Origin of the sequence: Acidisoma sp., assembly GCF_035492295.1 — a bacterium.
In the GTDB taxonomy this organism is placed as follows: Bacteria; Pseudomonadota; Alphaproteobacteria; order Acetobacterales; family Acetobacteraceae; genus Acidisoma.
The window spans coordinates 1-8,956 of sequence record NZ_DATJJK010000193.1 but is presented as its reverse complement, the minus strand read 5'-3'; the positions used below and the strand labels follow the sequence as shown (position 1 = coordinate 8,956).

12 protein-coding genes and 1 pseudogene are annotated in these 8,956 nt (G+C 65.3%); 3 read left to right on the top strand and 10 right to left on the bottom strand.

The window, feature by feature from the left end; genetic code table 11:
- Positions 1–416: magnesium chelatase domain-containing protein (locus VL752_RS14435; RefSeq protein WP_325356450.1), on the bottom strand; the 416-nt coding region annotated here is incomplete at its 3' end.
- A gap of 165 nt (positions 417–581) precedes the next feature.
- Here VL752_RS14435 and VL752_RS14430 point away from each other — a divergent pair.
- Positions 582–1,616, top strand: coding sequence for an aspartate-semialdehyde dehydrogenase (locus VL752_RS14430; RefSeq protein ID WP_325356454.1), 1,035 nt, complete (start codon positions 582–584; stop codon positions 1,614–1,616).
- A gap of 59 nt (positions 1,617–1,675) precedes the next feature.
- Here the strand turns inward: VL752_RS14430 and VL752_RS14425 are convergent, their stop codons facing one another.
- The 4 genes from VL752_RS14425 to VL752_RS14410 form a co-directional block, all read right to left on the bottom strand.
- Positions 1,676–2,605 carry a sulfite oxidase heme-binding subunit YedZ gene (locus tag VL752_RS14425; protein WP_325356448.1) on the bottom strand — a complete coding sequence of 310 codons (930 nt, stop codon included), beginning with the start codon at positions 2,603–2,605 and terminating at the stop codon, positions 1,676–1,678.
- On the bottom strand, positions 2,602–3,291 hold the full coding sequence (locus tag VL752_RS14420; RefSeq protein ID WP_325356446.1) for a hypothetical protein: 690 nt from the start codon (positions 3,289–3,291) through the stop codon (positions 2,602–2,604). The genes VL752_RS14425 and VL752_RS14420 overlap by 4 nt, the downstream gene beginning before the upstream one ends.
- Complete coding sequence (gene aat, locus VL752_RS14415; RefSeq protein ID WP_325356452.1) at positions 3,288–3,953, bottom strand: leucyl/phenylalanyl-tRNA--protein transferase; 666 nt, start codon at positions 3,951–3,953, stop codon at positions 3,288–3,290. Before aat ends, VL752_RS14420 begins: the two co-directional genes overlap by 4 nt.
- An 89-nt stretch (positions 3,954–4,042) precedes the next feature.
- Entirely contained in the window at positions 4,043–4,690 is a 648-nt protein-coding gene (locus tag VL752_RS14410) for a S24 family peptidase (RefSeq protein ID WP_325356444.1), read from the bottom strand.
- Between the two features lie 396 nt (positions 4,691–5,086).
- Here VL752_RS14410 and VL752_RS14405 point away from each other — a divergent pair, with 396 nt between their 5' ends.
- Both VL752_RS14405 and VL752_RS14400 read left to right on the top strand, forming a co-directional pair.
- On the top strand, positions 5,087–5,353 hold the full coding sequence (locus tag VL752_RS14405; protein WP_325356442.1) for a hypothetical protein: 267 nt from the start codon (positions 5,087–5,089) through the stop codon (positions 5,351–5,353).
- A 53-nt stretch (positions 5,354–5,406) separates the two neighbouring features.
- On the top strand, positions 5,407–5,643 hold the full coding sequence (locus VL752_RS14400; RefSeq protein WP_325356440.1) for a hypothetical protein: 237 nt from the start codon (positions 5,407–5,409) through the stop codon (positions 5,641–5,643).
- Positions 5,644–5,700: 57 nt separating this feature from the next.
- Here the strand turns inward: VL752_RS14400 and VL752_RS14395 are convergent, their stop codons facing one another.
- The 5 genes and pseudogenes from VL752_RS14395 to VL752_RS14375 form a co-directional block, all read right to left on the bottom strand.
- Positions 5,701–5,964 carry a YMGG-like glycine zipper-containing protein gene (locus VL752_RS14395; protein ID WP_325356438.1) on the bottom strand — a complete coding sequence of 88 codons (264 nt, stop codon included), beginning with the start codon at positions 5,962–5,964 and terminating at the stop codon, positions 5,701–5,703.
- Positions 5,965–6,170: 206 nt separating this feature from the next.
- A complete protein-coding gene (locus VL752_RS14390; protein ID WP_325356436.1) occupies positions 6,171–7,097 on the bottom strand; it encodes a cation diffusion facilitator family transporter in 927 nt (308 codons plus the stop codon).
- A gap of 64 nt (positions 7,098–7,161) precedes the next feature.
- The gene (locus VL752_RS14385) at positions 7,162–7,824 is read right to left on the bottom strand and encodes a tyrosine-protein phosphatase (protein WP_325356434.1); all 663 of its coding nucleotides are present in this window, start codon (positions 7,822–7,824) and stop codon (positions 7,162–7,164) included.
- A gap of 25 nt (positions 7,825–7,849) precedes the next feature.
- Positions 7,850–8,632: a succinate dehydrogenase iron-sulfur subunit gene (locus VL752_RS14380; RefSeq protein WP_325356431.1), complete on the bottom strand. Its 783-nt coding sequence runs from the start codon at positions 8,630–8,632 to the stop codon at positions 7,850–7,852.
- A gap of 25 nt (positions 8,633–8,657) precedes the next feature.
- Positions 8,658–8,956: pseudogene (locus VL752_RS14375) on the bottom strand (succinate dehydrogenase/fumarate reductase flavoprotein subunit); the annotation flags it as partial.

Sequence of the window (8,956 nt, the reverse complement as noted above, 5' to 3'; positions counted from 1 at the left end):
GCGCAGATCAGCCCCCATTCTCGCTCCGCAGCTGAAATGGCCGCGGGCAGAATGCCGGCGACCGGTACCACGTCTCCCGCGAGGGACAATTCGCCGAGCGCCGCAAAGCCCGCCAGTTCCTCGGGCGGCAGAATGTCCATCGTGCCGAGCACGGCCAGCGCCATGGGCAGATCAAAATGGCTGCCCTCTTTCAGGAGATCGGCCGGAGCCAGGTTGATCAACAGCCGCTTGGGGGGCAAGGCGAGGCCCATCGCGGCGAGTGCGGCGCGCACCCTCTCCCGCGCCTCGCCTACAGCCTTGTCCGGCAGGCCGACCACGAGAAAGGCGGGCAGGCCGCTCGCGGCCTGGGCCTGCACCTCCACCGGCACGGCCTGAATGCCGGAGAAGGCGAAGCTCTGGACCCGAACGACCCCCATGCGCGCCTCTTTTATATCGTTAGTGTAACGTTAACCTTGCTGGCGGCGGCTTGTCCATCGCCGATCGGGAGGCTGCCCGGCAGAGGCTTCTCTTGTGATACGGCCGTTAAATCGCTAACCGAACCGACCATCCCAATATGCGGGAGCGGAACAGGAGCAAGGATGATGGGCTATCGGGTCGCGGTCGTCGGTGCCACCGGAGCGGTGGGACGCGAAATCCTCAAAACGCTGGCCGAGCGGGATTTTCCGATTAGCGACATCGCTGCCGTGGCTTCTGGCCGTTCCGTCGGCACCCAGATTTCCTTCGGCGAAAAGCGGGTGCTGACCTCCCAGAGCCTGGAAAAATTCGACTTCCATGGCTGGGACATCGCGCTGTTCAGCCCGGGTGCCTCGGTCTCGGCGATCCACGCGCCGCGTGCGGCCGTCGCCGGCTGCATCGTGATCGACAATACCAGCCAGTTTCGCATGGACCCGGACGTGCCGCTGGTGGTGCCCGAGGTGAACCCCGAGGCGCTGGCCGGCTTCCGCAAGAAGGGCATCATCGCCAATCCGAACTGCTCGACCATCCAGATGGTCGTGGCTCTGAAGCCGCTGCATGACGAATTCCGCGTCAAGCGCGTGACGGTCGCGACCTATCAGTCGGTCTCCGGCGCAGGCAAGGAGGGCATGGACGAGCTCTTCAACAACAGCCGCGCTCTTTATGTGAACGACCCGGTGACGCCGCAGCAGTTCACCAAGAACATCGCCTTCAACGTCATCCCGCATATCGATGTCTTCATGGATGACGGCGCCACCAAGGAAGAGTGGAAGATGGTGGTGGAGACGAAGAAGATCCTCGACCCCGCGATCGCCGTGATGGCGACCTGCGTGCGCGTGCCGGTCTTCATTGGCCATGCCGAGGCGGTGCATGTGGAGTTCGAGCGGCCGGTGACGGCGGGCGAGGCGCGGGCCGCACTGCGCGACGCGCCGGGCGTCACCGTCATCGATGTCCGCGAGGACGGCGGCTATGCGACCCCGGCCGAGATCGCGGGCGAGGACGATGTCTTCGTCAGCCGCATCCGCAAGGACCCGACGGTCGAGAACGGCCTCGCCTTCTGGTGCGTGTCGGACAATCTGCGCAAGGGCGCCGCGCTGAATGCGGTGCAGATCGCGGAAAGCCTCATCGCACAGAAGCTGATCGGCCAGAAGGAAGCCGCCTGACGCTCTGCCGCCGCAGAGAAAGGCCGAAGAAAACCCGCCGCGAGGCGGGTTTTTTGCGCCTATCGCGTGAGCGCGACGCCGATTTTGTCATGGCCCGGCAGCCACCGCCAGACGAGCGCGGCCAGGAAGACGGCGAGACCGTCCAGCGTCACCCAGAAGGAGGGGCGCGGCCCGCGCGGGCCGAAATGCCAGTTGGCATCCAGCACCCGGCTCGCCGGCACGAAGGTCGCGAGCGCGTACCAAGCGTATTCGACCGCGATCGTCGCCGCCCCCGCCGCCAGGGCGAGGAGAAAAAGGCTGACCAGTTGCCGCTCGATCACCGGGGGCAGGCCGCGCCAGAGCATAAGCCAGAGAAACAGGCCCGTCGGCAGCACGGCGAGCGTGACGTCAATCTTCTGGGTCAGAAAGAAATGCCAGAGCGAGAGCACGGCGATCGGATAGACCAGCCGGTGCAGCCATTTCCAGCGCCCGCCGAGCCTGCGGATCGAAGCGTCTGTCGAGGTTACGGCGAGGGCAACGAAGCCCAGCACCGCGATGAAGCCGATGGTGAGGTAGAAGCGGTTGATGATCTCGCTCACCACGAAGGGGAGGTTCGCCCCCTCCATCAGCACGTAGAAGACGAGATGGGCGAGTGTATAGGCCGCCGCCGCCAGGCCCAGCATGCGCCGCACCTGAATGAGCTTGCCGAGGCCGAAGATCGATCGCGCGGGGCTTACGGCAAGAGAGAGCAGCAGGAACCAGACCGCCCAGACGCCGGTCATCAGCATAGCCTGGTTGAGCGGCCGGCCGGTGAAGGTGCCGGTGCTCCACTGCGCCGTCATATACAGTGCGGGAAGGATGCAGCCTGCGAGCACCGCGATCTTGAACGGCGAGACGCGACCCGCGCGGTCCCGCCAGGGGGCCGTGAACCAGGGCGCGCTCTGGCGTTTGGAGGCGCGCCGCGCAGGGCGGCCGAGGGCCCCGGGTTCGGCGGAGGATGGCTGAGTCATGGCGCTGGCAATCCTGACAATCCCGGAACCATGGCGCGGAACAGGGCCTGCGGCAGGTCAACTTCCTGCAGGCCCGGCGGCACCACGAACAGTGCGGGGGGTAAGGGGGCATAGTCGACCGCGGTCGCGATCAGATGACCGGCCGGTACCCGGCCCTGATCGTCGGGCCTGAAGCCGCGGCCCTGGCCTTCGAGGACGACGCCGTCTTCCGTCACGCAGGCATCGCCGGCGCCGTCGGGACCCAAAACCTTCCACACGGTGCAGCTGAGGCCGGCGATGCGGCGATGGCCATCGCGCTGGAAGCGCAGGCCCGAAGCCGGGCCGAGGTCACGATGCAAAAATCCCTCGGTGGGGACCGCAAAGTCCAGGCCCTTCTGCGGCGAGACCAGCCGTGCGCGCTCCTGCCCCTGGTCGAGCAGGAGGTAATCGCCGTTTCCACCCAATTCGATCCGCATGATCTGCATCTGGGGGCTCGCCATCAGGCGCAGACGCATCGGCCCCGTCGCCGAACTGTCGAGATCGTAGGAGACGGTCACGTCCCGCTGCGGCTGGACACTCGGATAGTCCGCGGCCATGGCGGGCAGAGCTATGCCTGTCAGAAGCGCCCCGCTGAGAGCCGTACGGACAAGGCTCCGCCCCCCTATGCGGGGGCCGGCGCGGCGGCAGTGGTTGGTCGTCAGCGTCATTCTCTCTCCTCACCCATCTCTTCGATGGCGCGCCTGAGCGCGTTACCTTCCGGCCTTTCCGGCCAGGCGGCCGGCACCTCCACCGCCTCGGCGAGCCAGCCGCGATAGAGATCGCGCGGGACTTCCGCCGCGCCGAACTGAGCCAGATGCTGGGTCACGAACTGGGTATCGAGCAGGGTGAAGCCGCCCATGCGCAGCCGTGCCACAAGATGTACTAAAGCGACCTTGGAGGCATCCCGCGCGCGGGAGAACATGCTCTCGCCGAAAAAGGCGCCACCGATGGCAAGGCCGTAGAGACCGCCCACCATCTCCTCGCCCTCCCAGCATTCCACGCTATGGGCGTGCCCCGCCTCGTGCAACTCGGTGAAAAGCCGCTCGATCACGGGATTGATCCAGGTCTCGTTTCGCTGTGGCGCGGGCGAGGCGCAGGCAGCAACGACAGTCGCGAAAGCGACATCCGTCGTCACCCGGTAGCGGCCCGCCAGCACGGTGCGGCGCAGTCTGCGCGGCATATGGAAGCCGCTTAAAGGCAGCACGCCGCGCTGCTCGGGGTCGAGCCAGTAGAGGCGATGATCGTCCCGTGCCTCGGCCATCGGAAACAGCCCGACGCGATAGGCGCGAAGAAGAAGGTCGGGCGTGATGTCCATCTGCTGGCGCTTCATGCGACGCATGTGGGATCGGTCCTGCTCCGGTAAACAATCGAATCGACGGGCCTGCGTTCATGTGACCGGCAGAGGGCACCGACCGCGCCCTATTGGCTGGCCCAGACGATCCGGTGCATCCAGGCGATCGCCTCCGTCTCGAGCCTTATATCTGCTCGCGCCGGATTGAGCGACCGCACATCGACGCCGCGCGGCGAGCGCCGGACCACCTGGCGGACCATGACCCGCCCCTTGTGGTCGCGCAGCACGACGCGATCTCCCCGGCGGATCGGCGCCAGCGGGGAGACGATGAGGAGATCCCCGTCACGATAGACGGGTTCGAGCGTGTCCCCGCCGACTTCCAGCGCATAGGCATGCGGATCGGAGACTTCGGGCAGGCCGGCCTCGTCCCATTCCTTGCCCGAGGGATTGCCAACTTCGTCGAAGAAGCCGGGAAGGGCTGCCTGATGGATGGAGATCATCGGCAGGCGGCGGATGGCGGGGCGCGCGCCGCCGGCCGGCAAGGCACGGGCCCCGCGCACGAGGCTTGCAAATTCCTCGAGCGTCGCGTCGGCCGCGCCGAGAACCTTGGAGACGCTCTCCGTGCTCGGCCATCGGGCGCGGCCATCGGGCATCAGCCGCTTTGATTGGTTGAAGGTGGTCGCGTTGAGCCCTGCCCTCCGGGCAAGACCGGAGGCTGTCAGCCCGCGCTCCGCCGCCAGTGTGTCGATCGCGCGCCAGATATCTTCGTGCCGCATCGCTATCCCATGAAGTTGAAAACCAGAAATCCCATTCGCCACCAAAATAAGAATCTTTCCCTATTTTTCGGTTGCAAACTTTAGGACTACGCCTTAACGATAACGTTATCGAAACGAAATACTCCCTTCGTTTCGTCGGATCGGGTCGATCCGGACCCAGTCACCCACAACGGCCGGCGTCCTCTGTGACCCCCAGCAATGGACCCCCTTACGATGCAGATAGAGCAAGCGACACTCCCCCCGCGGGACCGGCACTCCCTGCCGCTCCCGATCCTGAGGCGCGCGCGCGCGATCGTTTCATCGAACGCCTGAGCGCCGGACCGGGCAGCGGTATCGGATCACACACCGAAACGCCGCGGCCAGCCATTCCGTGACGCTGAGGCCTGCATTTTCTGGATGATCCGGCGCCTGGCCGAAGAGGCGGAGGGACAACACCGGCGCGAGAGCGCGATTTGCACCCCAATCGAGGTCGTCAAATGTCTGGACACGCTTTACCGGCGACGGCGGATCGATCTGCATCACGTGCGCATCCTCCGGCTCTGGGCGCATCGCGGCCGCGCCCCGGATCGCGCCGATCCGATGGAGCGCGCCGATTGGCGTGTCTGGCGGGAGGCGCTGGACCGACTCGAATGGCCGCTTCGATCTTTGGGGATCATATCCTAATTTCCCCAAAACCAAAGGAATCTATTCCTCGTTCTCAGGGAAGGACCGCACCGATGTCTTTCGCTCTCCGCAATCTCTGCGTCTTGGCTTATGCGAACGGCTTTACCCTCTGGCACTATCGTGCCGGAACCGACCCGCTCGACCATGTCGCGGACGATGATTTCTTCGCCGACGCGGCGGATATGCTCGCACCCGGCGATCTCATGATGATCTCGGCGCGCGATGGCGGACGCATTGCCGCCATCGCCTCCCATCAGGGCAGGCCCGCACTCACCCCGATCCGGCTCTAGAGCCTCACGGTTCAGATGAATTGCTCCGGCAATTCAATCTGAACCGATCAGATCAGGTCAGCGGTAGTAGTAACCGTTCTGGTAATAGGGTCGCTGCGGCGTCGTCGCCGCACCGACCGCCGCACCGGCGGCGCCACCCACCAGCGCGCCGATACCCGCGCCCTGGCCGCCGCCGGCGGCGGCGCCAATCAGCGCGCCGGAACCGGCACCGATGGCCGCCCCCCCGATCGCCCGCTGGCCAGGACTATAAGGGTCCGTGCAGGCGCCCAGCAGGGTAAGGCCGCCCAGCGCCGCGAAGGTCGCAATCTTGATACGCATCATCTCATCCTCTTCACTTGCGTGACCGTTCCGATGCAGAACAAATAGTTGTTCGCCCCAGGAGCACCGCTTGCCGCACGCGGACGTGAAGCGGCCGCGCGCCGGTGCCACGATCTCTCTGATGTCGATTAGAGGATCGCCGCGGCGAGAAGATTGCGGCTTGATGGTCGCGGGATGGCGCCGCCGCCTGAATTGTGGCGGCGGCCCGCTTATAGAACGATGACGCCCGTATGTTTTGCCTTGCGCTCGGGCTCGACATGGATGGTGACGACGAGCCCCTCCATCTCCGCCTTCAGGGCCTCTTCTATCCGATCGCAGATGTTATGGGCCTCCTCGACGGTCATGCCGCCGGGCACCACGAGATGGAACTGCAGGAACGTGAGGCGCCCGGCCTGGCGGGTGCGGAGATCATGCGCCTCCAGCGCGCCCTCGGCATGCTGGCTCACGGTGTGGCGAATGCGCTGCAGGGTGTCGGCATCGGGTGCCGCGTCCATCAACCCGCTCAGTGACTGCCTGAGCATCTGGATGCCCGTCCAGAGGATATAGACCGCCGTCAGCGCAGCCAGTGCGGAATCGAGCCAAAGGACGCCGGTCGCCACCACGAGCAGAAGACCAACAAGGATACCTGAGGAGGTGATGACGTCCGTGCCCAAATGCTTGGCATCGGCGGTCAGTGCAGGCGAGCGCATCGCCCTGCCCTGCCCGAGCAGAAACCAGGCCCAGGCGCCATTGATGACGGTCGCGACCAGATTCACGCCCATGCCGGTGAGCGGTGTCCTGAGCACCGTGCCAATCTGAAAATTGAGCCAGACGTGATGCAGGATCGAGGCGGCGGCCACCAGGATAAGCACCGCCTCGACCACCGCGGAGAAGAACTCCGCCTTGTCATGGCCGTAGGGGTGATCGTGGTCCGCCGGTCGGGCGGCGATCCGTAGCGTCCAGAAGGCGACGGCGGCGGTGACAACGTTCACCACCGTCTCCAACGCGTCCGAATAGAGCGCAGCACTGCCCGTGATCCACCAGGCCGCCCCCTTCAGGGCGAGCACGACGAGCCCGACCACGATGCTGCCGGCCGCAAGACGGAGCGCCGGAGGCCTCAGATCGGAGGCGAGGTTCGTAAGTGCGAAGTCTTCCATGTGTCGGGCAGGTCCTGTCGCCGGGATGCGGCAGACGCTGCCCCTGCGGCAGCCAAGGCGGGGTTTATTCGCGCCGCAGCACGCGATCAACCACGAAGGAGGACAATCCTCCGGCGATGAAGTCCTTCTTCAAGGCAACTTCATCATATTCCGATTTCACCCAGTCCAGGAACGAGATGCGGCCCTCGGCCTCGTCGGCGTAGCGCAAGAAGAAAGCGTCCAGGATGCCGGTGCGCGAGCGGCTCCAATGGCCGAAGCGCCAGGAAAGCTGGTTCAGCGCGTCCCTGCTACTGCCGCCATTGAAGATGAGGAAGAGCCCCGCGGCGAGGCCGGTACGGTCCGCGCCCGACTTGCAGTGCATGAGGGCGGGTTCCACGAGTGTCTGGCAAATGTCGTAGAAGCGCAGGATACGGTCGCGATGCGGGGCGCCACGGCTTTCGAAGGCCATGTCGATATGGCGCAAGCCCAGCTTCGCCGCCGCCTCGCGGGACAGGGCGTCTGAACCGCAGGCACGATGCCCGCGCAGATTGATGACGGTCTTGATGCCAAGGCGGCGCTGGGCCGCCGCGATCCGCCAGGCGGTCGGGTGGTTGCAGCGATAAAGGCGGCCGGGGGCCACCTCCGACCAGTTCGACCAGACGAGGCGAAAGACCGAATGATCCACAAAAAGGGAATCCGACCACGCGGCCATGCGGCCGCGCGTCGTCTCGATGTCACCCTTGAACATGAGCGGACAGCGATCCTTTCGGGCTTCAGCCCTGCCGCTGCACCATGAGCTTCTTGATTTCGCCGATCGCCTTGGCCGGGTTCAGCCCCTTGGGACAGGTCTCGGCACAATTCATGATGGTATGGCAGCGGTAGAGTTTGAACGGGTCCTCCAGCGCATCCAGGCGCTCGCCCTTGTGCTCGTCCCGGCTGTCCGCGATCCAGCGATAGGCGGCGAGCAGCACGGCGGGGCCGAGGTAGCGGTCCCCGTTCCACCAATAGCTCGGGCAGCTCGTGGTGCAGCAGAAGCAGAGAATGCATTCCCACATGCCGTCGAGCTTGGCGCGCTCCTCCACGCTCTGCAGACGCTCGCCATCCGGCGGCGGCGGCGTTTCGGACTGCAGCCAGGGCTCGATCGAGCGATACTGCGCATAGGCCTGCGTCAGATCGGGCACGAGATCCTTCACCACCGGCATATGCGGCAGCGGATTGATCTTCACCGCGCCCCGCACATCCTCGATCGGCTTGAGGCAGGCGAGTGTATTGGTGCCGTCGATGTTCATGGCGCAGGAGCCACAGATGCCTTCGCGGCAGGAGCGGCGGAAAGTCAGCGAACTGTCGACCTCGTTCTTGATCTTGATCAACGCGTCCAGCACCATCGGGCCGCAGGCATCGAGATCGATCTCGTAGATGTCGACATGCGGGTTCTTTTCGTCATCGGGGTTCCAGCGATAGATGCGGAACTCCTGAACCCGGGTGGCGCCTGCCGGGGCGGGATACCGCCGGCCTTCCCCCACCTTGCTGTTCTTCGGAAGTGTGAATTCTGCCATGTGCCAGGCTCCGGTCAGCGCGTGATCAGTAAACGCGCTTCTGAGGCGGGAAGACCGAGACTTCGTTCGTCAGGGTCTGCATTTTTACCGGACGATAGTCGAGGCGCACCGCGCCATCGGCATCGCACCAGGCGAGCGTGTGCTTCATCCAGTTCGCATCGTCACGCTCGGGGAAATCGTCATGCGCCTGGGCGCCGCGGCTTTCGTGCCGGGCCTCCGCGCCGACCATCGTGGTCATCGCACTCCCCATCAGGTTCTGCAGCTCCAGCGCCTCGACGAGGTCGGAGTTCCAGATCAGGCTGCGGTCGGAGACCGACATGTCGG